We start from the raw sequence: 22447 nt of genomic DNA on the forward strand, positions 1-22447 counted from the left end.
AATTAGATGAGCCTAACAAAGCCGATGGAGTCAACGCCCTCTTTGGCGTGATCATCTCCCACCATCGAGGCCGCATCATTCTCTCGGCAATATTCGCCGCCCTATCTGCAGCTTGCTCGCTGGCCCCCTATGTTGCCGTCTACGCAACAATCTCCACTCTCTTTGACGGCAATCACGGCAGCGGATACCCAATTATCTGGATTGCAACGTGGGCAGCGCTCGCCCTCGTAGGAAAAGCTCTCTTTGCCTCCATCGCAAACCATCAAGGGCATATCGCCGCATACGCGGTCCTCGCTCAGCTCCGTCTTTCCCTCGTTGAAGCATTCCAGTCCATGCCTTTGGGTCGTGCTCAGACACGTTCAACTGGCGAGATCAAAAAGATTCTCCATGACGACGTAGAACAGATCGAAGAGGCACTTGCACACGGCATTCCTGATGCTGCCGCGGCGACAACAGTTCCACTGGCCACAACAATCATCCTCTTCGCCATCGACTGGCGCCTAGCCCTTGTTGCCCTACTGTCGTTGATTCTTTTCCTTGGATTCTCCATCGCAGCAATGTTCATCGCGCAGAAGAACAACCAAGCCCTCGCTGAACACAGCACCATCGTGAACCAATCAGTAATGGGATATCTGCGGGGCATCGCTGTCATCCGTGCCTTCCTTCATCCGCGATCTACTCGCAGCCAGGCTCATGCTGCAATCGAGGAACAAACCCGCCTAGAACAGGAGGCAACTTCAGGAGCTAAACGCTGGTTAGCCTCTGGATTAACTGTCGCCACAAGCCTCACTGTCGCATTAATGGTGCCAGCAGCAGGACTCCTCGCCATCGATGGAAGTATTGGTCTTGGAACGCTCACGCTCTTCCTTATTATTTCGCTGGCTTACCTCGGCCCAGTCATCTCACTTGTCGGCACACTTGCTTTAATCGCCGCTCGATTCCAAGTAGCCGCACAATCAATCACAGCCATTCTCAACGAGGAGCGCCTGCCGATCGCCTCTACTCCACGCACACCAACCGCCTTTGACATCACTTTTGACAACCTCTCCTTCTCCTACGACAACCAGAGCAATGTCCTCAGTGACATCAATGTGCACCTCCCTGAAGGGCAGACCTTGGCCATCGTTGGTGAAACCGGCAGCGGCAAGACCACTCTTGCGCGTCTTATCGCGCGTTTCCACGACCCATCTCAGGGCAGTGTGAGGATCGGCGGCATCGATTGTCGCCAAATCTCCCCACAGGATCTTCAGCGGATAGTCGCTTTTATCCAGCAGGATGAGTACATCTTTGAAGCCTCTCTGCTGGAAAACATCCGCCTAGCGCGCCCGGAAGCAACAGACGACGAAGTCCGCCAGGCAGGCTCTCAGGCTCAGCTTGAAGACGTTGTCGACGGCCTTGAGTACGGGTGGGACGCTCTCCTAGCCGCTGGAGGAAGCAACCTTTCAGGAGGTCAACGCCAAAGGATTGCCATTGCTCGCGCCCTACTTAAAAATGCTCCAATCATCATCCTTGATGAGGCAACAGCTTCCCTTGATGCGCTGACAGAAAAAGCTACACTCGACGCGATCACGACCCTAACCCATGGCCGGACAGTAATTGCTATCGCCCATCGCCTAGCAACCATAGAACAATCTGATCAGATTGCGGTGATGGCGCACGGAAGGATCACTGCCCTTGGTACGCATTCATCACTTGTAGCAAACAGCCCCGAGTATCAAACTCTGTGGAATGCCTACCACAATGCCGAAGGCTGGACTCTCCGCCCCTCGACCTCCCCCAGCACCTCGCACAGGCCAATACAACACCCCACGTCTCCCCCCTGTGAAGCGGATGCACCATCACCAGTCGCTTTAAGCGATTCCTTTCCTCGCGGTATCAGCCACATGCGATTCCTTCGACAGTGGCGTTATCTCTATGGCGAAAGTTTCCCCGTTCTCATACGCCATGGCCTGATACGCCTTTGCCTGGAAGGGGCGCTGCGCGGCCTGCCTCTCTTCGTCATCTTCGCCCTTCTTCTCTCTGCCATAGGCCGCGCGCCTTGGGGTTCCCTTTCTCCCTCGCTTGTCATGGCCATGTCAGTGCTCCTGCTAATCTCCCTCCTATTGCGTCTCGCCGCCGCTACATGGAGTAATGCCCTCGTGTGGCGCCTAGCCTCGGAGTCAAAGAAAGCCCTACAGCTATCAGTCCTTGAAAGGCTCCGCCGTGTTCCTCTCGGGTTCTTTACTCGCAACGATATGGGCCGCACAGGAACACTCATTTGCAATGACATCCCGCTCATCGATTTCCAGAACATCCCCCAGCAGGTAGTCGGCTCCCTCATTCAACCCCTATACGCATCCGTTGTGCTCCTCATTCTCGACTGGCGTTTAGGGATCGCAGCACTCAGTGGGATCCCCTTCTTTTGGGCAATGACTGCACTGAGCGATCGTATCTACAGCCGGGTCTTCTCTGACGTTCATGCGGCTAGGCAAGAAGCCGCGTCCGCCCTCGTTGAGCAGGCACGAGGAGCAGCCGTCCTACGAGGCCTCCCCCGTTACCTTGTTTATTGACTTCCGGTTGTGTTTTTCTGGGAGTGGGCCAGTAGTTCCCGGCGTGATGTCTTGCCCCTGTCTTTGAATGATCCGGGGGGTGTTGTCACCGGGGACTGTTGGTAGTTGGTGACCGCTGATGAGGGGAATGACCCACCTGGTGAGGTCTTTCGTAACGTGGGTGTGGGATCAGCTGCCGTGGGACTGGTTCAACAGATTTCCTGCTCGGAAGGGACCACCATCATGATCACAGTCGATGACATCGGTGTCTTTGTCGGCATTGATGTGGGCAAAACTGAGCACTGGGCTCACGCACTATCAACTACTGGGCAGGTCTTATGGAATAAAGCCTTGCCCAACAACGAAGCCAAGATCCACTCCCTCTACCAAGAGCTTGGCACACGCGGACAAGTCCTGATCGTTGTTGACCAACCAGCAACCATCGGAGCTCTTGGTGTCGCTGTCGCTCAAGACATGGGACTGCGCGTGGCTTACCTGCCAGGCCTGTCGATGCGCCGCATTGCAGACCTAACCCCGGGGAATGCCAAAACTGATCAACGCGACGCTGTTGTCATAGCCCAGGCAGCACGGTCAATGCCTCACACACTCCGCAGCATCAGTGTTGCTGACCAGGACGGAGCAACACTAACCATGCTGACCGGGTTTGACTTAGATTTAGCACGCCAAGTCAACCAAACAGCAAACCGAATCCAAGGCTTGTACACCCAGATTCACCCCGCCCTTGAAGCAGTCCTTGGCCCACGCCTGGAACATGACTGCGTCTTGGAGGTCATCGCCTCATGGCCAACCCCAGCGGCACTAAAAAAGGCGGGCCTCAAACGTATTGCCAACACACTCAAAGCACACGGCTCACGCCGCCACCTTGCCTGGGCTCACGACATCATGGAGGCACTCAGCCAGCAAACAGTCACTGTTGCAGGCACAGACGCAGCAGCCTTAGTCCTACCCCACTTGGCTCGCCAACTCCTTGCCTTCCACGCCCAACGCAAAGACGTAGCCCAACAAGTCGAAGCCCTAGTGCAGGCCCACCCTCTTTACCCAGTCCTGACCTCAATGCCCGGCATCGGCCTCGGACAGCAGCGATCTTCTTGGCAGAAACCCTCGGCAAAGAATTCGCCTCCGGAGCACACCTTGCCTCCTATGCTGGCCTCACACCAGTCACCCGAAGATCAGGCACGTCTATTCGAGGTGAACACGTTTCACGAACAGGCAATAAACGCCTCAAACGCGCCATGTTCCTCTCAGCCTTCGCCGCACTACGCACAGACCCCATCTCCCGGGCCTACTACGACAAGAAACGCGAGCAAGGAAAACGACACAACCAAGCCATCCTCGCCCTCGCACACCGCCACATCCTCACCCTGTACGCCATGCTCCGCGACGCCACCCTCTACGACCCACACCCATCAGAAAAACTCGCCACCGCCGCTTGACAAACAACATAGGGGCACCCCCCATCAACTATCACTCAACGCTACGAAAAAGCAGTAGAGGCCCTCCGTCGCACAAGTGTTGACATGGCAACCCGGGCAATTCCTTCCTCAGCTATCGGCGCTACTGCGGTGGAGGTGGGCCTCGTTCTCATCATCATCCTCGGGAGCATCCTTCACAACCAGGGAGGCGTGTCATCAACGACACTGCTCCTCTTCCTCCTGCTCTCACTTGTCCTCTATCAGCCGATGCAAGAGCTCAGCTCCCTCGCGGCGTACCGCAGAAACCAACAGCAGATCGCCGCCAAACTCAGCCAAGTATGGGATGTGGCCACTCTCTCTGAGCCCAGTGAGCCGGTAATACCCGAGGGCACCTCTATTGAATTTAGACACGTGAGCTTCGCCTACGAGAAGAATCCAGTCCTGTCTGAAGTGTCCTTCAGAGCCCTCCCAGGACAGGTCACGGCCATCGTTGGAGCATCGGGCGCAGGCAAAAGCACCCTCGCACACCTGAGTGCACGCATGTGGGACGTTGATGCAGGTTCCGTTGTGATAGGCGGCAAGGACATCCGTGACCTCGGACAGGACAACCTCTTTGAAGCGCTTACCGTGGTTCCCCAGGAGCCTATCTTTTCAATGACACGGTGCGGGCGAACCTCGCCCTCGCCTGCCCGACAGCTTCTGACGAGGAAATGTGGCAAGCCCTGAGAGCCGCTCAATGCGACGACGTGATCACCCACCTTCCCAACGGGCTTGACACCGTGATCAATGACGGCGGTACGAATCTCTCCGGCGGTCAACGACAACGAATGTCCATTGCACGCGCACTGTTGAAGAATTCTCCAATCATCATCCTCGATGAGGCCGTTGCCGCAGTTGATCCCGCCACGGAAGATCGTATCCAACAGGCGATATCGGCTCTTGCGTCAGGAAAGACCGTTTTTGTCATCGCCCACCGTCTGAAGACGATCGCAGCTGCCGATCAGATCATCGTTCTCAATCAGGGGCGCATTGAAGATCATGGCATCCATACCAAGCTCCTTCATTCCAGCCCCACCTACCACCAACTCGCTGTCGCTCAAGGCCTCGCCGTTGACGGCGACTGAGATCACCCCCTCCTTTGAAAGGGTTCCCATGACACTGACTGATGGCATGCCTCAAACTGCGGTTTCTCGCGACCGTGTGCTTTCCGCATCACGTTCTCTGCCCTGGCGCAAAATGGGGTTTGTCGCGGCTCTGTACTCGACGCAGAACCTCAGCCTCGGCTTCTTCATGTTTGCTTTCCTCACCATCGCACAAGCTCGAGGCGTCTCATTGGAGCTTATTGGGGCTGCTGCGGGCTTAGCGCTCATCCTCACCCTCAAATTCTTGTGGGCTCCCCTGGTCGATCACTTCAGCAACGCCCGCGTGGGACACTACCGCGGCTGGCTCCTGGTCACGCAAAGCGGCCTCGCCCTGGTTTCAGCCTCACTCGTTCTCTTCGATCCGGCAAAGGATTTCACCACTCTGCTGGCGTTCTTCGCTCTCCTCTTCACTCTCGCCGCAACCCAGGATGTGGCTGCGGACGCTGCGGTCACACTGATCCTCACCCCTGAGGAACGAGGCATCGGCAATGGCTTCCAATCTGCGGGGGCAGCCGTATCGCAACTCGTCGGCGGTGGACTCATCCTGATCGTTTACGGTTACGCTGGCTGGAGTATGGCCGCACTCACACTTGCAGCCTTCAGTCTTATCGCCCTGCCATTCATCCTGGCCTGGAACGAACCCCCTCGAGGGGGAGACGCACAACGAGCACATATCGGCCCCAAAGAGGTCTTCGGCCTCTTCCGTTCTCCGAAGGTACGCCGCTGGTGTTTTATCGTCACGCCCTCCTATGCTCTGGGCTTCACCATCGCCTATAACCTTGTGCGCCCCCTACTCGTAGAGGCGGGGTGGGATGAAACAAAGATTGGTCTCTACGTCGTCATCGCCGGCAGCGCATTGGGAATCCTCGGCGGAGTCGCCGCAGGAGCGCTGATCAGTCGGATTGGGCGGCGTCGAGCCATCGCGTGGCTGGGCATACTTCAGGTATTGGCAACCGCCTGCATTATTCCCCTGGCTTTGGGCTACACCCAAGAATGGGTGGTCTTTGCGGCTGTGGCAGTCGGAAACGCGGGATTCGCCGCACTCTCAGCAGTAATCTTCACTCTCTCCATGGACCTGACACGTCACGAGACCCCCGGTAGTGACTTCACGCTCATCACAACCGTCACATCCATCATGATGGTCATCGCCGCCGGAAGCGCAATGGCGGCAGCCGGTCAATTTGGCTTCCAAACTGTCATCCTCGTCGCTGTCCTCATATCAGGAATTGGCGTCATTCTCGCGCTCAAAACCGTAACACCAGTGATCGGAGAAGAATAATGCCTCAATGGCAACGTGGCATCATGCGCGCACTTCGCATACCCTCCCACAAGGTAACAGTCTGCGGCATTGAAGACATCACCCCGTACTACAGAAGAGTCACCTTCTTAGCACCCGAGCTGATCGCCTGCACCTCTTTCTTTCCAACCCACTGGCTACGCCTGTGGGTTGAGGACGCCGCGCGCGGAGGCGCGTTAGTCCAACGTGGCTATACCTTCACTGGGGTCAACAGTGAGGCGGGCACATTTGCACTCGAGCTTGTTATACATGACACCGAAGGCCCAGCGATGGATTGGGTTCGACAGGTTGCAGTTGGAGATATCTGCGAAGTCTCCCTCACGCCTAAAGAAGTGAAGCTTCCCCCTCAGGTTACCCACCTTGTTCTTGCTGGTGATCTCACTGCCTTACCGGCGATTAACTCCTGGCTTCTGGCACTGCCTGACTCCATGACGATTGATATCTTCCTCGAGGATGAGCATTCGGACATTCACCTCTTGCCTCAGGTGCGTCACCCTGGTGCTCAATGGCACTGGCTCACCCCAGATGGCTCTCGCGGACAAGCCTTGTCGCAGGCAGTATCAAAAGTTGCGGGCGGCACCGATCTTTTTCTCTGGGCGGCTGGCGAAAAAGGCCTCGTCAAGAGGATTCGCGAGGTTGTGCGAGGGGATCTAGGCCTTGCCAAAACGCAGTACTACAGCCAGTTTTACTGGATCGAAGGAAAGCGCTTTGGGTGAGGCATTAACCTGCTGATCTTAAGCTCCGTATTCCGTCAGTGCTCTTTACTTCAGTTTGTCAGCGCAGTTAAGAATGAGCTCGGGCTGAATCTCGGTTAAGATCTGTGAGGTGCCGTTCTTGAGGCTCTCTTCCTCTTTGAGGATCTCCTCAGCGGTGTATTTCTCTTCCAGAATTCCCATACCGCACTCGCACAGTGCATCCTGGCCATGGGTTTGCGCACTGCAGGTTGTCATGAACTGGTCCTTAATCTTTTGGGACCAGCCGGTGGGAGCAGCCTCAGATTGGCCGCTGGCTGATTCGGAAGAGCTCGCAAAGAACGAGCAGCCTGTGAGCACAGTGGCTACGGCAAGGGTCAGGACGACAAAAGCACCACGGTAGTTCATCATGCTCACCAGCCTAGAGGTTTCACAGGAGGCTGTCCTTGATTTTTCCTGAGAGCTTGATCGGATCAATATGCAGTCGTGCTACCGTTGCCCTCGCCTCCGGCTCTGATCTGCTGAAAATGCTTCCAGGCAATTAGGTCAAGGGCGTCGGCGATTGCCGAAAATTCTTGATTCAGTTTAAGGGTTTGGACGCTGATCCTGTTTCCACCCATCTGGAATGCGCAGTCAGGTTGAAGCTCTTGTGCGGTGCGCGCGTAGAGGAGCATGCCTGATGAACCGCTCTCTCATTCATGTGAATAGCCTGTATATGAAGAGATTTTTCAGAGGGCTAATGAAAAACCCGCAACCGACAGACGCTCAAGCACATAATCCCAGGCAATCCGTTCCTGCTCGATACGCCTACCTGACAGCCTCTTCCAGGTCCGAACCTCAGAGTCGGTGAGGCACTCTTCCAGAACATGCACCGCCTCTCTTGCCTCACTGACCGCCATATCGTCAAAAAGTCTCAGCGTCTCCTCATCCATCATGATGGATGTCATGTTCAGGCCTGCCGCCCTCAGTCGCGACAAAATGCCAAAACCATGGGAATCAAGATCTCCCCAGTAGAACACCGGTAGCGAGCGCAGCCATGTGACGCGAGCAAGCTCCCGACTACGATCCCCTCCTCCATGAATCACCAACGCCCCTAACATCTCAGGCATCGCCAAAACCGACTGTTTATTTTCACAGATCAAAACTGCGCGTATACCCAACGACTGGATGTCAATCCTTGAAAGCCGTGAGACTGGAATATCAAGAAGATCAATGCCCTGCCAGCGTGCAGCGGGCTCAGCCCAGAACGTCAAGAAGCTTGCATCATGGCCTGAGTGCAATCCCAGTTCCGATCCCCCTGCTAGTCCACATTGTTCACGAACCGCCTCAAGGAAGGTCTTGACCAGACCTTGATGGTTGCCCAACCATTTTGTGTCCATCCCTGCGATTGGCAAGGAGCGAATGAGCATCCCCGAATCGGGATGGCGCGCCAGCCATTCCACAACCGCTAGTACCCTGCGCCACTGTTCAGACGGAAGCTGGGAAAGGCGCGTTTTCATGCTTGCCACCGCTGCCGCCACAGCCCCATAGTCCGCCCGAGCACTAAGACCTTGAGTAGAGCATAAACTGTCGCTTAAGACGCATGCCTCCTCAAAGGACCTTGTCAGAGAGGCCCACTCGCGCGCCATCCCACTCACCTGCGCGCACGCCTGCGCCCCCTGGACGCGAACGCGAGCAGGCAGAGTCTGCTTCCCTCGAATTCCCCAGCGCCTATCCACCCACTCCACCTCGTACTCGTCCTGAGAGGATGCCTGATGCCACTGCCTCACCCAGGCGGAAACCTCAGCCATATGCTCCCCAGCTTTCTTCTCCGAGGGGACGCCAAGGGGAACCTCGTAAATGAACTCATCGGGTGCGAGCAAAGCGCTGGCAACAGCAGCGCGCAGCTGGCGTTGAATAGCTACGTTTACGTCCTGTGGGCTTTTCATCTTCCTACCTGCGCCCTTCGCGGTGGTATTCCTCAATCGATATCGCAGCCAGACGAGTACGATCATCACCGTCACGGACAGCCTCTACCACGCCCCCGATGTAGGGTTCGACCACTTGAATCATCTTCAGCGGAGAAGCCAGCAACATCTGGAATCCGAAGGAGCGGAAAAGCTCCAAGGAGTCGCGCGTAAACTGTGGATCAGTTTTGTCGAAGGCTTCATCAACGATTACTGTGCCGTAGCGAGGCACGTAACTCCCCGGATCGGCCAACTGATACCGTAAAGCGGCCGCTAAAGCGAAGGTCACCAGCTTTTGGCTCTGACCGCCAGAACGCCCTGCCGATCCCTCGTACACATCCACCTCCTGGCCCTGCCCATCACGTTCATACGCGCGGAAACGGACATGACGGCGCGTATCAAGCACCTCACGACGCCAGTTCTGCCACTCACGCTCCTGCGAGGACAGTTGACCCATCACTCGCGCAATCAGGAGGAAACGTTTCTCCATTTGTTCTGTCGTCTCATGCGAAACATTCACAAGATTCTGAGTGATTGCCTTCAGGTCGGCAAGAAAGTCCTTCACCGTTGAGCTCTGATTATTCATCGCTTGGATTGACAAGAAATGACCCCGAGACCGATCATAAGGAGTCTCACTCAAGGAAGCATTCACTGGGCGGATTCTCTCACGCACCGAGTTGGGATAGGAACGAATCTCCTCAGCGAGCACAGAGATCTCTTTTTGAGTCTGATCCGCCAACAATTCGCGGAATCGCTGCTCAAATCGAGGAAGATTGTGTCCTTCCAACTCCGACAAACGCTCCAAGAAATCGTTGATTCCCTCAATCTCTGGCACAAGATTGGTGGCATAGGAACTCCATTGATCCTTGTACCGCTGCTGCACGGTAATGATCCGTTCACGCGAGGAGCTAATAACTCTTTGAAATTTTTCTCTCCGCTCGCGTAGTTCTTGACGACCAGCATCAATCGCTTCCTGAGGATCTAGAGAAGTGATCGAGCGCCTCTGTCTTCGACATAATGCATCCAATGCCTCTTGGTCAGAATCCGCAAACTTGTAGTCGCCTAATTCTTCGCGAGCAGCGCTCAATACCACTCCATTGCGCTCAACCTTCTCCTGAGCTGAGCGGTAGTCTCCCGCATATTCCTGGATCTGTTTGCGAATCTGAGCAATAAGTTCATCCAAACTGGCGATTTGACGCTCAAGGTCAACCAAAGATGAGCCCTCTGCCAGAATCTGATTCTTGCGCTCCATCAGACGTTGGTGGTTGGCACGATGAGAAGGCAAATCAAGCTCAGGCCATTCAAAGGTTGTCACCTGCTTGAGGTGAGTCTGCGCTTCGTTAAGGTCCGTCAGCTGTTGAAGAAGATGCTCGGCTTCCTGGTTAAGGCTACGTATCTGATCGTCTATTTCTCGTTTCTTCTCACGCAATGCTTCAACACGAGCTTCGTTGGTGGTTCCTAAAATCCACCGCGAACGATCCGTAATGCTATAACGGTCGTCCTTGACGTGCCTACTTCGGTCACGAATAAGGCCTTGAATCGTAATTGCACGATCATGTCGTGAAAGCTCGGACACATCATCGACGCATACATAGTCAAAGCGATTCAAGAGACGCTGAGCCAACCACGGTTTAAAGACGTGCTCAGCTATACGCATCTTTCGGATTACTGAGTGTTCAGGAAGCTGTCCTTCCACCGTAGACTTGCCCAGCGAGATCCGCTGATATTCCAATCGAATCCCCAGCCCTCGGTGATCCATGAGGCGCCGACCGTTAACCCATTTGGCGACAGCATCAGCGTGTTCGCTTCGTACCAACATAGTCTTGGCAAAACTACTCAAAAGCCTCTCAATGGCGCCGCGCCAGCGCTCATCGGTTACGTCAATAAGTTCAGCGACAAAAGGAAAAGCTGAGCTGTCGATGCCGAGGCCGTCAGCTAGGTCTTGCCGAATGTCCACCAGGTAACGTGGTACTGAAGTAGCTCGACCCATAAGAGATCTAAGCTCGGCTAGTACCTGAGTGCGATCATCTTCGAGGGGAGCGAGGTGGCGCAGTTTTTCATCACGATCAGCGTTAATGCCTTGACGAGAATCATCGATATTCGTTAGTTCACTTCGCACTCGTTCAATGACCTCAGCGTATGCCTCGGCATTGTTCGGCACAGATGTATTCAACGCGGCCACGCATGCGGTGAACCGTTCCCGAGCTTTTTCGACCGTTTTAATCCGCTCAGCCACGTAAGCGATACGCGTTTCAAGCTCGGTCAGTTCCGCTCCGCCTTGAGCCAAACGTTGCCCGATGAGGGAATCTCTTTCCCCTGTACGTCGATTTAGTTCTTCTTCTTGGGCCTGAATCGATGCTTTTAAGCGAACGGCGTCCCCCTCGGCCTCGTTAATCGCATGCAGAGCACGGTCTGCTTGTAAAAGGGCACGAAATTTGGGCAGGAGATCTTCTAGGCGATTTGTCTCCTCCCTGCCATGGAGGGCCTGAAGATATTCTTTGTGCAATTCATGGAGAGGTGCTAACAGCTCAATCTGTTCGCGAGCGCTGACCACATCATCGTGTGCCGCACGCAGGTTCTGGAACTGCTGGACAGCAAGGTCGGCGCTGCGTTCAGTGTCGGGTTTGTCGAGCATGTACTCACGCATCAGTCGGTCAAGACTCGTCACGTTTTTCGCAGCAATAGTCTTATGCAAGAGTGCCGCAGCGGTTGCGGATTCTATGCCAATCTTCTTTGCCAAGATTGTTTGGAAAGAGCTTGAGCTGTCTGCATGCTTCGCTTTGGGGAAGGCCTGCTTGAGGGAGCGCACAAATTGCGGTTCGTGAATCCCTAATAGGACCTCATTGAGGTCTTGCTCCCCATCGAATCCAAAAAAGTGGGAAGTCAACTGCCCGCTCTGGGTAGCTCCGCGCGGGGCGAAGAAAACTCGTATGCCTGTCCAGGCGTGCCCCTGACCGTCAGTAAATGTCAGGGCAATGCCTGACACGACAGGTCCTTGGCGGAGGAATCGTGTGCGCGCCTCATTCGTGTCATCATCAACAGAGCGTCCGACTGCGCCCCTGACGTAGGACAGGCGCGATCGCGCCTGATCGCCGCCGCTTCCTCCCGAAGCTGCTGCGTTGTATTGAGCGGCACTATCATGACTGAGAACAGCTGATATGGCATCCAGAATTGTTGATTTACCTGAACCTGATTCGCCTGTGAGCAGTAGGCCTTTTCGGGGGACCTTAAAGCGAACAAGACCATCAATGGTTCCCCAGTTTTGTATTTGAATGAAGCTCAGGCGCCATTGCCCCGGGCATAATTTCTCGACGTCGGGCTCAATGTCCCACAAGAAGTCATTCATGTGTGCCTGCTTCCATCTCTTGTGTCATCACGATCCGAGGACGGCTGACGGTAGCGTTCAATAAGCGCCTCGTATTGACGTATCAGTTCGGTTGCAGTGTCGACATCGACGATGAGGGTGACAATGTCACCAATCTGGTAGCGTCCTTCTTCCCCAGTTACTTTTAGAACGGAATGTTGAACAAGGTTTTCTGAAGCACGCTTTGAGCGTTTACGTGCCTCTACTTCATTCTGTTTGTCAACGTTTTCAACATAGGAACGAAGGTAGTCAAAGATTTCTTCATCGGTGATGAACGCAATGTCACCTGATGCTTGAGCACGCATATGCTGCTGGCGTAGGTAGACAAGGAGCATTGTGGCCGCATGGGTCAGTGCCTTCGCACTCATGACCTTGGGAATATCCACTGTCTCACTCACATGAGCATTGCGGGCAAAAGCGATCCCCAGTTCCCGATCGATGACCAACTCCAGCAGGATATCATTAAGCCTAGACCGCACTATCTCCTCATGTTCAAGTAAAAGCGCCCATAGGTAGCGTTTTTCTGTGGCTGTAATATAGGCATCTTTCATCAAACGCACAAGGAGTTTGCGCACTTCCAAACCAAGCTCCCCTGTGTCTCCTGGCCATGCCGGGAGGCCGTCAAATCTGGGACCAACGTGGACGGGAGTCTCGTGACGGTCATGAAAGTCCACTGATTTCCTCCTCAAAACGGATTCTTTGTACGGGGCCGCACCGTTGAACGCCGTCGAATTGCCCCTCCCAGCTCAGAATCTCATGCCCTTCGTCAGCAATACCATGTTTCATGCCAAGGAGCACCAGTCCCACAATGGAAGCAAGGCCTTGGGTGGCGGGATGTTCTTCAAGGACCTGTCCAATTGTGGCGGGTCCGTCGTGAAGACGCTCATTTACAGCTTCGCAGAGCTCCTCAAAGTCAATCTCGGATTCACGAACGTTAGTCCGCAGCTGTTCAAAGTCCAACACATGGAGGGGAAGCTCTTCTACCACCCCGTCAAAACGTTCCTCATCGGGAACACGCACTTTGAGGCGACTCACCGACAGGCTCTGAAAGGTGCGTTCTTCGTACTCAACGGGAACCCTCCAGTCGTGGCCGATATGTTCCATTGCTTGTAAGCCAAGGCGTTGGATCTGGTCGAGTTTCTCAGACATGGCACGGAATTGCTGGAACTGGCGGCTTTGCACAAACTGGCGGAGGTTACGCGACAAGGTTGTCATTGTTTCACGCACAGGTAGAGCACTTCGGCGTAGGGACGAGGTGTAAGTACGTAAGAGATCCGCATCCCGGCTGGCCAGCTGATCGATGAGCCCTCGGTCATCCAATGAAGCTACCGCTTCATCAAAAAGCAGGCGCTGTTTCTCGTCGACAAGGAGATCAAAGAAGGCGGAGAAACTTTGACCCGCTTCGGAGCCTTCCACTCTGTCGATCCCTAAGAAAACCTCTTCGAGAGTGATGGCTTGGGAGGCTGTCCCTTCAAGAAGGTCTTTGCGAAGCTGGCGATTGACTGCGTCGAATTCATCGCGCACACGGTAAAAATCCTCGGGAATCTCGCGAGCGAGGGAGACTAGGTCACGCAAGCTTTCCAGAGCACGCACATGCGGAATAACCTCTACGCGACCGCGCTCAACGGCTTGGATGTGTTCGTTGAGCGCGTCCCGTTGAGCGTACAGGTGAGCGAGGCGGGCACTTCGGTCTGGATTCGTTTGCGCATCAAGTTCAGCAAGCATCTGTGTTAATGCTGATAGGCGGGATTGGATGGCCTTTGCTCGCGGAGACTCTAGACCCGATACGAAAGCAAGCACATTCTGCCCCGCTGCCGTGAGCTCGTAGTACTCCTGTCGATTCTGGCGGTCCTGCCTGCGCGCGAGGATTCCTTTGTTGACCCAAGCCGTGCACTGTGTGGCGGGATTGGTTGTTCCAATAAAGTCGCGTTCTGCTAAATCTTCCAGATCGCCCTCAAGACGCGAATGCATGTCTTCTACTAGAATCTGTCGCTTCTGGGTGGAGAAGTACTCCCCAAGTATCGCCACAGTGGCGACCAGTGAGCGCGAGCGCAGCAGCTGTAAAGCCCGCGAAGCCTCGTGGAGCTCACTGAGCTCGTATGCGCGCGTCACGACTGACATGGGGGCTCCTTCGACACCGATAAAAGCGATTGGCGGTTCTTCCTTCTGGTAGTTTAAAAACCTCACCCCTCATTTGTGTAGAGCTTCCCATTGCACAGCACAAAACTGCGGTTACTCCTTCCCCAAAGCCTTGGAGTACGCCTTGACCTTCTTCAGGGCCCACTCATAGTGACTGGAGGTTGCGGACACGCAGTAGGACCCTAGTGAAGTCGTGCCAGTCCACGGAAAGTAGGCCTTGATTGACAACTCATCATCTGAGAAGGAGTAGATCAGAGCCAGCACTTGCCGGTGACTCTCATCAAGGAGATTCCATGCCTCCTCGTAGGAGGTCTGCTGGTGTCGGCGCCAGAATTCCTCGTTGAGAGCGCCGTAGTTCCGCCAGTTATATGGGGCGGGTAGGAAGGGCTGATCCTGACCTGCCTGGTTTGCTTCCACCCAAGCAAGTAGGAGTTGGTGCCATTCATGCAGATGGACGAGGACGTCGCGCAGGTTCAGGTCGCGCGCCCAATGGGCCTCCCGTCCCGTGAGTCGAACGCTATGGGGAAAGGTTGCACGGCGCTCGTCCTCGTCCATCGCATCAATGAGATCCCTCAGTCGCGCGAAACTGAATGCGGCTGCGGAGAGAAGTTCACTGCGAGTCTGTGGTCTGCCCATACTCTAGGGTCGCACACCTGCTGCCCTGATGCTGGTACTCTCCGGAGCCTATTTGCCACCCCTGACAACCAGTGACGCTAAGCCCACAAAAGCGCCGTAGATGACCGCCGCCACCGGCCAGATAATCCACGACGTGTCCCAGGAATTCCACCCGAAGGAGTAGGCCAGGTAGCCTGCAACGACGAGCAGCCAGTAGATGCCACTGATCTGAGACATGAACGGCCTTTTTGCCTTCTGCTCAGGCGTGTAGTCCCCCTCCTCGAGAAGCTGCTGGAAGGATCCGTTGATGATACTGGTGCGGACAAGCAGATTCACGCCAAGTGCAACAAGAACGAGAGTCAATGCCGTGGCGAAAACACTGATCGCTCCACCGGCGCTTTCAGCCCAGTTCACTGATAAAACGATGATTGGCACTGCGGAGACGATACACAACCCCACACCCAGCACGATATTGCGCGTGTGCGTCTCTTGGTACTGCTCGGAGCGTGCTCGTACCATCCCATGAACACCGTATTCGGTCTCAATCTGCTCCGTTTCAAGGAACTCGAAGCGCTTCAGAGGCATGGTCGCCACGAGGATCGCGGCAACTCCAGCCGCGACCATCAGCAGCAGTGTCGTCATACCAATGGCAATTGCAGCCTCTTCCGTGAACACAGGGGTGGCTGAGGGGAAAGCGGAGTTGAGTCCGAGAATCACAAGAAGAAGAGCTGCAGAAAGAATACAGAGGGAAACGCCCCCAGCCACCCGCCCCGCAGCGCGAGCTTTCATGGAAAGAAACTCATTGGCTTCTTCCATCGTGACGTGACGCAGCGGGCGGCCGGTCTCGACGGGTAGCTGCGCTGCATCCGTCATGGCGGGCTCCTCAAACTCCAGCTCATCCCTGATCAGGAAGTCTGTGGATACTCCAAACAGGTGGCTCAGGTCAATGATGCGCTCAATGTCGGGGATAGCTTGAGCGCCCTCCCACTTGGAGACGGACTGGCGTGAGACGCCCAGCTGCTGGGCGAGCTCTTCTTGAGACCAGCCGTTCTTCTTACGTAGGTTCAAAATCTTGTCGGCGAGGATCATGACACTGTCCTTCCATTCCGTAGTGATGATGTCACCTACGACGCTAGGCAGGAGGCTAGTTGCATGCTAGCAAGTGTGCTTGATAATCCCGCAACCGCCGGTTGCATCCGCAATATTTCGCGGTTTTCGAGGGTGCCCGCTCAGAGGCGCTACTCCAGCATTAAGCAATCGGATCGACGTTATCAGCGCCTCTGACACTGTGCTCTGGCACGCAGAAATGTCACCATGTGCCCTATGCGGCAATAACACCACCATCCACAGAGGAATTAGTGTCAAAATAAGCCAGTATCGACACATTTGCACAGCACGGATCATGCTAATTGTCATTTTCGGCCATTTTCGACACTTAGCGCTATGCCAGAAGCACTGAAGAGACCCGCGTGACAGGAGATAAGACGTGGAGTACATGCCCTTGCGGGAACTCTCCTACATGCCTGAGGTGCGCCCCCGGGAGCTTGCCGACGAACTCAACCGGCGACGCCAATGCCCCGCGTCTGTTCAGCTGCGCTTCGATGATCAACAGTACTTTTACGTACTCGTCCCTGAGATCGCAAAGCTTGGCGAAGCAATCCACGAAGCGGAGAGGATGATCGGAAGTGTCATCGCAGCACTTCCACATCGTGAGCTGCAGCCGGGCTGTCTACTCTGTTCATCCGTGAGGTCATGGCAACCCACGAAATCGAGGGCATCCGCTCCTCTCGCCGAGAAGTCGAAGAACTATTGAAAGCGCCCAAAAGCTCCCGACAGAAGCGCTTCGCCGAGTTCACGACTGTTCTCAAGGAATATGTGTTCGACCGAGGCACATTCACTATCGAACGCGTGGAAGACATCCGCGCACTGTACGACCGGGTCACACGGGGCGAAGTACGTGCGGAGGATAAGCTTGACGGAGAACTCTTCCGTAAGGGTCCTGTCTACGTGTATTCGGAGTCGCAAAGGATACTCCATACGGGTTTCCAACCGGAGGACAAGATCCATCGAGGCTTGCAAGACATGCTCGACGAAGCGAAGCTTCCCTCAACTACCAAGCTTATCGCGGCAATTCTGGGCCACTTCATGTTCGAGACCGTCCACCCTTTCTATGACGGAAATGGCAGGACCGGTCGAGTTCTTCTGGGTTACCACCTGCGCGATATCTTGGCCTCTTCATCAATCCTCTCGCTCTCTCAAGCAATCTCGGAATCGAAACGGCTCTACTACAACGCCCTCAAGGACGCACTGGATCGTCGTAACCACGGCGAACTCACTCACTTCATTATCACGATGATGACCTTCATCCGTTCAGCTCAGAACGCGCTGCTGAGCGATCTCAAACAGTCATCGCAGCGCATCCAACATCTGCAAAAGAATCTCAACGGCCTGGGATTTGACTCCCAGCCGCAGGGGTACAAACCCCACATCCTCACAGCGATTCTGCTCGAGATCGGGCAAGACTACGCCTTCGGCTCCGAACTCGGACTGACTCTTAACGAACTCGGAGAAAACGAAGAACTCTCGATCAATCGCCGCGCGCTTTCCTCTCACTGCGCTGAACTCGTCAATCGAGGTTTCCTAGAAATCACCCGAAAGAGGCCCCTCACCTACACCCTTACCTTGGAAGCAGCCCAGCAATTCGCCCTGGATTAGGCCAACAGCGTTATACGGCGACTCCACCCAGGACAACAGCACTGGGACGAGCAAGAACCGACAAGTCCTTGCGCGGGTCCTCCTCGTACACAACGAAGTCTGCCGGGGCGCCCTCGTAAAGCGAGGGCGCACCAAGGAAGGCGCGCGCCTTCCAGGTAACGGTGTCAATAATGTCGGGCAAGGACATGCCCGCACGCTCCCACAGCTCCAGTTCAGCCACCAGGCAGCCATGCTCCTGGTAGCCGCCAGCGTCAGTACCCGGAAGCAATTGAACACCCGAATCAATAATGAGTTCGGCGTGCTCCCGACGCTTGTCATACATGGACTGCATAGTTGCCGCATACACGGGATACTTAGCCCCCGCTTGGGCGGCGAACTCGTGGAAGAGCTCCACCTGCAAGAAGGTGGGGGTGACGACAGTACCCTGAGCGCGAGCCTGAGCAAGCTGATCCGCATCCATACCTGAACCATGCTCGATATCGTCAACGCCCGCCTCGAGCAGATCATCAATCACCTTATGGGAAAAAGCGTGGACGGCAACGAGCGCACCCGCCTCATGAGCGGCCGCCACAGCATCAACCAGCACCTCAAGCGGCCACAACGGATCCAGGTCCGCATCCGCTCCCTTAGACCGGTCAATCCAGTCACCCACGAGCTTCACCCAGCCATCCCCGACAGCCGCCTGCTCGGCAACAACCTCAGGCAACGAAGCCACGTCCTCCACGTCGACAGGCAGGCCGCGAATGTAGCGCTTCGGACGGGCAATATGCTGACCACAGCGAATAAGACGAGGCAGATCAGAGCGGCGCGTGATCCACTCCTGCGAGCGAGGGGCTCCACAATCGCGGACCAGGAGCACACCACTGTCCCTGGTGGCCTGAGCAAAGCCCAACTGTTCGTCCTCGTCCACAGGGCCCTCAGGCCCGATAGCAAGGTGACAGTGAACGTCCACCATGCCGGGAATAATGAAACCCTCCCACTGCGGTGCGCAGGATGTCTCTTCGGTGGCATAAATCTTTTCGCCACCAATCAGCCACTCCCCCTTCGTCCAGCGGGCTGGCTGGTCAGGAGCGTTCCGCCACAGAAGGTCACCGCGCACCAGCATGGGTCATCACATCCCCGAAAGCATCCGACGAATATCCTCAGGCAGATCATCCATCGTCGGGCGAGGCATATCCGCCGCAGCGTTGGGCACGCCAAAAGCTGAGCCGGCTGCCGCCGCGCCGCCACCGCGTTGCTCACGAGGCAGCATCGCTTCAAGTTCCTGCTGGCGACGCTTCGCGGGGTTACCCGAACGGGCCTTCTTCTTAATGCGCGCCTTACGTTGCGCCTCAGCGCGGGCGTTTGCCTTCTGCTTGGCCTTTCCGCCCATAGCAGGCATGCCGCCAAGGCCCGGCATTCCGCCACCCATTTGGCCCATCTGACTCATCATGGCCTTCGCGCCCTCAAAACGCTTCACCAGCGAGTTCACCTCGGCGACAGTAGTGCCAGAACCCTTGGCGATACGCGCGCGGCGCGATCCGTTGAGGATGGACACATCAGCGCGCTCAGCGGGAGTCATCGAGCGCACAATAGCCTCGACGCGGTTCACCTCACGCTCGTCGAAGTTCGCCAGCTGATCCTTCATCTGGCCCATGCCTGGGATCATGCCCAGAACCTTCTTCATGGAGCCGAGCTTACGGATCTGCTGCAGTTGGGAAAGGAAGTCATCCAGAGTCAGCTCGCCCGTCATGGCGCGCTGGGCGACCTTAGCGGCTTCCTCCTGGTCCATGCGCTTTTCAGCCTGCTCGATCAGGGTGAGGATGTCGCCCATATCGAGGATGCGGCCCGCCATACGGTCAGCGTGGAAACGCTCAAAGTCGTCCAAGCCCTCGCCTGTAGACGCAAAGAGGATCGGCGCGCCAGTCACGCCACGCACGGACAGTGCCGCGCCGCCGCGGGCATCGCCGTCCAGCTTGGACAAGACCACACCTGTGAAGCCCACACCGTCACGGAACGCGGTAGCCGTATGGACCGCATCCTGACCAATCATGGCGTCCAGGACGAACATCACTTCGTGGGGGTTAACGGCCTGACGGATCGCGATCGCCTGATCCATCATCTCCTCGTCAACACCCAGGCGGCCTGCGGTGTCAACGATGACGACGTTAATGCCGTTAGTGATCGCGTGGTCAAGGCCAGAGCGAGCAACCTGCACCGGGTCGCCCACACCATTGCCCGGTTCAGGCGCCCATACCTGCACGCCAGCTCGCTCACCGACAACCTGAAGCTGCTGAACGGCGTTGGGGCGCTGAAGGTCGGAGGCAACGAGGAGGACAGACTTGCCCTCCTCACGCAGCCAACGACCAAGCTTACCGGCCAGGGTGGTCTTACCAGCACCCTGCAGGCCAGCGAGCATGAACACTGTGGGGCCGCGCTGAGCGAAGTTCAGCTCACGAGTTTCACCACCAAGGATCTCCACCAGTTCGTCGTGAACGATGCGCACAACCTGCTGGCCGGGGTTCAGGCCCTTCGTGCGGGTCGCGCCATAGGCCTTCTCACGCACCTTCGAAGTGAACTCACGAACGACAGGTAGGGCGACGTCAGCGTCCAAGAGTGCTCGGCGGATCTCGCCAATAGTCTGATCGACGTCGGCCTCGGTCAGGACGCCCCGGCCGCGAAGCTGCTTAAAAGACTCACTCAGACGATCTGAAAGGTTACCGAACACGCGTGCCCACTTCCTCAATGGTGCTTACCGTCAGTGCCGCCACTACCGACGGCAAACTACAGGCTTCTAGGTTACCGCACCCTGCCCGCACAGGCGGAAAAGGGCCCGCACCTCCACGTGGGAGGTGCGGGCCCTCAGGGGTCATTCCACCATCAGAATGAACACTGCCGTAGCAGTATCAACCTTCAGGCGTTGACGATGGCGTCAACAAAAGCTGCCGGGTCAAAGGGCGCTAGGTCATCAACACCTTCACCCAGGCCCACAAACTTCACGGGCACACCCAGCTCACGCTGAACCGAGACAACGATGCCACCCTTCGCTGAGCCATCAAGCTTAGTCAACACGATGCCCGTCACCCCGACGGCCTCGGCAAAAACCTGTGCCTGACGCATACCGTTTTGCCCGGTCGTGGCATCAAGCACGAGGAGGACCTCATTGACAGGAGCCTGACGCTCCATCACACGCTTAACCTTGCCAAGCTCATCCATCAGCGTGGACTTATTCTGCAAGCGGCCAGCAGTATCAACCAGCACAACATCAACCCCACGAGACACGCCCTCGCGAACAGCGTCAAAAGCAACCGAAGCGGGGTCAGCGCCCTCACGGTCAGAGCGGACAACGTCAACACCCACGCGCTCACCCCAGGTGGCCAACTGATCAGCTGCGGCCGCACGGAAGGTATCCGCAGCACCCAGCAGGACGCTCTTATCCTCGGCAACAAGAATTCGCGCCAGCTTACCCACAGTCGTGGTCTTGCCCGTACCATTCACGCCAACCATCAGGACGCTGGCGGGCAGAGCCGAACCATCCTCAGCTGCGGGTCGCGCAAGATTCAGGCGCCGATCCATATCAGGACCCACGAGGGCCAGAAGTTCTTCAGCAAGGTATCCCTTGACCTGCTGCGGATCCTGAGTGCCCGTCACCTTCACGCGGGTGCGCAGGGCCGCCATGAGCTCTTCCGTAGCCTCCAAACCAAGGTCAGCCATCAGCAGGGAGTCTTCCATTTCCTCCCAGTCAGCTGCTGAAAGATCCCCGCGGCTAAGCACCGACAACAATGCGGCACCAATACTGCCCGACCGAGCCAGGCGCGAACGCAGACGCTCCATGCGCGAAGGAACAGATTCGGGAACGTCGAGGGCGGGAGCCTCGTCAACAGGGGCGAGAAGCTCCCCTGCAGGCTCTTCGACGTCCTTCGCATCAGCGACGGCCTCGTCGGCGAGGGCGGGCGGTCCTGCCCCCTCCTGCGGGTGCGTTTCCACACTGGGGATCGTCGAATCGTCCTCAAGGACAGTGGGTTCCATCCCCGCATCCGAAGTGGTCGGAGTAGCAGAGGAACCGCGGCTACGGCGTCCGATCGCAACGCCAATCATGGCGATAACAGCCACCACAATCACCAGGGCAGTAACAATGCCCTCAGTGGTGGATAAGAAGTTCATAATCGCATCCATAGGATCAATCATCCCTTAAAACGATCCTCAATACGTTCAGTGGCCTCTTCGAGCCGCTGATAACCCGGCAACACCTGCGGGTCGAAGTAGGCATTCCCCGCCTCACTGCCCTCATCAATAATCGTCTGCAAAGACACCGTCTGAGGCTCAATCGCCTGCTCTCGTGGCCCTTCCGGAGTGGGTTCGGTCATCTGCTGAGTCTGCTCTTTAATGTGCTGCTGCCAGTCCGACGCCGAGCGTCGACTCACCGCAAGAATCACGACTACCGCAATAGCCACAGCGACTACTAACACACCGGTCAGGATCATCGTCACAAGCACAGAAACCATGCTTCTAGGGTCGCACTCTCACCACAGCTTCGCTCAGTGAAAGACACGACACGTCCACGTTCTGAACGCACAGTCACGCACGTCACAGGCCC

The 22447-nt window shown here is 56.2% G+C and carries 17 protein-coding genes and 2 pseudogenes; 8 read left to right on the plus strand and 11 right to left on the minus strand.

From position 1 onward, the window contains the following. The first annotated feature begins 47 nt into the window (after positions 1–47). From HWX48_RS06610 to HWX48_RS06635, 6 genes and pseudogenes are all read left to right on the plus strand, one after another. Positions 48–2549 carry an ABC transporter transmembrane domain-containing protein gene (locus HWX48_RS06610; RefSeq protein ID WP_175955859.1) on the plus strand — a complete coding sequence of 834 codons (2502 nt, stop codon included), beginning with the start codon at positions 48–50 and terminating at the stop codon, positions 2547–2549. Between the two features lie 222 nt (positions 2550–2771). Continuing rightward, positions 2772–3982 (plus strand): annotated as a pseudogene (locus HWX48_RS06615) (IS110 family transposase). 84 nt (positions 3983–4066) lie between these two features. Next, entirely contained in the window at positions 4067–4687 is a 621-nt protein-coding gene (locus tag HWX48_RS06620; RefSeq protein WP_175955861.1) for an ABC transporter ATP-binding protein/permease, read from the plus strand. Between the two features lie 20 nt (positions 4688–4707). Beyond that, a complete protein-coding gene (locus HWX48_RS06625) occupies positions 4708–5085 on the plus strand; it encodes an ATP-binding cassette domain-containing protein (RefSeq protein ID WP_368483983.1) in 378 nt (125 codons plus the stop codon). Between the two features lie 28 nt (positions 5086–5113). Further along, entirely contained in the window at positions 5114–6382 is a 1269-nt protein-coding gene (locus HWX48_RS06630; protein ID WP_175955864.1) for an MFS transporter, read from the plus strand. Between the two features lie 23 nt (positions 6383–6405). Next, complete coding sequence (locus tag HWX48_RS06635) at positions 6406–7116, plus strand: siderophore-interacting protein (protein ID WP_175955866.1); 711 nt, start codon at positions 6406–6408, stop codon at positions 7114–7116. 45 nt (positions 7117–7161) lie between these two features. Here HWX48_RS06635 and HWX48_RS06640 read toward each other — a convergent pair whose 3' ends face one another. The 6 genes from HWX48_RS06640 to HWX48_RS06665 all read right to left on the minus strand — a co-directional run bounded on the left by HWX48_RS06640 (position 7162) and on the right by HWX48_RS06665 (position 15177). Beyond that, positions 7162–7503: a hypothetical protein gene (locus HWX48_RS06640; RefSeq protein ID WP_175955868.1), complete on the minus strand. Its 342-nt coding sequence runs from the start codon at positions 7501–7503 to the stop codon at positions 7162–7164. A 317-nt stretch (positions 7504–7820) separates the two neighbouring features. Then, positions 7821–9086, minus strand: coding sequence for a Wadjet anti-phage system protein JetD domain-containing protein (locus tag HWX48_RS06645; protein WP_368483986.1), 1266 nt, complete (start codon positions 9084–9086; stop codon positions 7821–7823). Then, positions 9025–12384: an ATP-binding protein gene (locus HWX48_RS06650; protein ID WP_175955872.1), complete on the minus strand. Its 3360-nt coding sequence runs from the start codon at positions 12382–12384 to the stop codon at positions 9025–9027. The genes HWX48_RS06645 and HWX48_RS06650 overlap by 62 nt, the downstream gene beginning before the upstream one ends. Continuing rightward, positions 12381–13076, minus strand: a complete 696-nt coding sequence (locus HWX48_RS06655) for a DUF4194 domain-containing protein (protein ID WP_175955874.1) — start codon at positions 13074–13076, stop codon at positions 12381–12383. The genes HWX48_RS06650 and HWX48_RS06655 overlap by 4 nt, the downstream gene beginning before the upstream one ends. Further along, on the minus strand, positions 13063–14523 hold the full coding sequence (locus tag HWX48_RS06660; RefSeq protein WP_175955876.1) for a DUF3375 domain-containing protein: 1461 nt from the start codon (positions 14521–14523) through the stop codon (positions 13063–13065). The genes HWX48_RS06655 and HWX48_RS06660 overlap by 14 nt, the downstream gene beginning before the upstream one ends. Positions 14524–14634: 111 nt before the next feature. Beyond that, on the minus strand, positions 14635–15177 hold the full coding sequence (locus HWX48_RS06665; RefSeq protein ID WP_175955877.1) for a ClbS/DfsB family four-helix bundle protein: 543 nt from the start codon (positions 15175–15177) through the stop codon (positions 14635–14637). A 403-nt stretch (positions 15178–15580) separates the two neighbouring features. On the opposite strand from HWX48_RS06665, the gene HWX48_RS11410 reads away from it, so the two are divergent. Further along, positions 15581–15682: a hypothetical protein gene (locus HWX48_RS11410; RefSeq protein ID WP_368483987.1), complete on the plus strand. Its 102-nt coding sequence runs from the start codon at positions 15581–15583 to the stop codon at positions 15680–15682. A 377-nt stretch (positions 15683–16059) separates the two neighbouring features. On the opposite strand, the pseudogene HWX48_RS11415 reads toward HWX48_RS11410, so the two are convergent. Then, positions 16060–16245 (minus strand): annotated as a pseudogene (locus tag HWX48_RS11415) (helix-turn-helix domain-containing protein); the annotation flags it as partial. A 663-nt stretch (positions 16246–16908) separates the two neighbouring features. Here HWX48_RS11415 and HWX48_RS06675 point away from each other — a divergent pair. Beyond that, positions 16909–17871 carry a Fic family protein gene (locus tag HWX48_RS06675; protein ID WP_175955881.1) on the plus strand — a complete coding sequence of 321 codons (963 nt, stop codon included), beginning with the start codon at positions 16909–16911 and terminating at the stop codon, positions 17869–17871. A gap of 10 nt (positions 17872–17881) precedes the next feature. On the opposite strand, the gene HWX48_RS06680 is transcribed toward HWX48_RS06675, so the two are convergent. The 4 genes from HWX48_RS06680 to HWX48_RS06695 form a co-directional block, all read right to left on the minus strand. Further along, on the minus strand, positions 17882–18976 hold the full coding sequence (locus HWX48_RS06680; protein ID WP_175955890.1) for an amidohydrolase family protein: 1095 nt from the start codon (positions 18974–18976) through the stop codon (positions 17882–17884). Positions 18977–18982: 6 nt separating this feature from the next. Beyond that, complete coding sequence (ffh, locus tag HWX48_RS06685; RefSeq protein ID WP_175955893.1) at positions 18983–20578, minus strand: signal recognition particle protein; 1596 nt, start codon at positions 20576–20578, stop codon at positions 18983–18985. Positions 20579–20763: 185 nt separating this feature from the next. Then, on the minus strand, positions 20764–22026 hold the full coding sequence (ftsY, locus tag HWX48_RS06690) for a signal recognition particle-docking protein FtsY (RefSeq protein ID WP_175956249.1): 1263 nt from the start codon (positions 22024–22026) through the stop codon (positions 20764–20766). Between the two features lie 8 nt (positions 22027–22034). Continuing rightward, positions 22035–22355, minus strand: a complete 321-nt coding sequence (locus tag HWX48_RS06695; protein WP_175955895.1) for a hypothetical protein — start codon at positions 22353–22355, stop codon at positions 22035–22037. Positions 22356–22447: the final 92 nt, after the last annotated feature.

It is taken from the genome of Schaalia sp. Marseille-Q2122, from assembly GCF_903645355.1.
Lineage (GTDB): Bacteria > Actinomycetota > Actinomycetes > Actinomycetales > Actinomycetaceae > Pauljensenia.

Coding starts and splice junctions, on each gene's coding strand:
- HWX48_RS06620 (WP_175955861.1), top strand. CDS start 4,067: ATGGCAACCCGGGCAATTCCTTCCTCAGCTATCGGCGCTACTGCGGTG.
- HWX48_RS06630 (WP_175955864.1), top strand. CDS start 5,114: ATGACACTGACTGATGGCATGCCTCAAACTGCGGTTTCTCGCGACCGT.
- HWX48_RS06635 (WP_175955866.1), top strand. CDS start 6,406: ATGCGCGCACTTCGCATACCCTCCCACAAGGTAACAGTCTGCGGCATT.
- HWX48_RS06640 (WP_175955868.1), bottom strand. CDS start 7,503: ATGATGAACTACCGTGGTGCTTTTGTCGTCCTGACCCTTGCCGTAGCC.
- HWX48_RS06645 (WP_368483986.1), bottom strand. CDS start 9,086: ATGATCGTACTCGTCTGGCTGCGATATCGATTGAGGAATACCACCGCG.
- HWX48_RS06650 (WP_175955872.1), bottom strand. CDS start 12,384: ATGAATGACTTCTTGTGGGACATTGAGCCCGACGTCGAGAAATTATGC.
- HWX48_RS06660 (WP_175955876.1), bottom strand. CDS start 14,523: ATGTCAGTCGTGACGCGCGCATACGAGCTCAGTGAGCTCCACGAGGCT.
- HWX48_RS06665 (WP_175955877.1), bottom strand. CDS start 15,177: ATGGGCAGACCACAGACTCGCAGTGAACTTCTCTCCGCAGCCGCATTC.
- HWX48_RS11410 (WP_368483987.1), top strand. CDS start 15,581: ATGATTGGCACTGCGGAGACGATACACAACCCCACACCCAGCACGATA.
- HWX48_RS06675 (WP_175955881.1), top strand. CDS start 16,909: ATGGCAACCCACGAAATCGAGGGCATCCGCTCCTCTCGCCGAGAAGTC.
- HWX48_RS06680 (WP_175955890.1), bottom strand. CDS start 18,976: ATGCTGGTGCGCGGTGACCTTCTGTGGCGGAACGCTCCTGACCAGCCA.
- ftsY (WP_175956249.1), bottom strand. CDS start 22,026: ATGGATGCGATTATGAACTTCTTATCCACCACTGAGGGCATTGTTACT.
- HWX48_RS06695 (WP_175955895.1), bottom strand. CDS start 22,355: ATGGTTTCTGTGCTTGTGACGATGATCCTGACCGGTGTGTTAGTAGTC.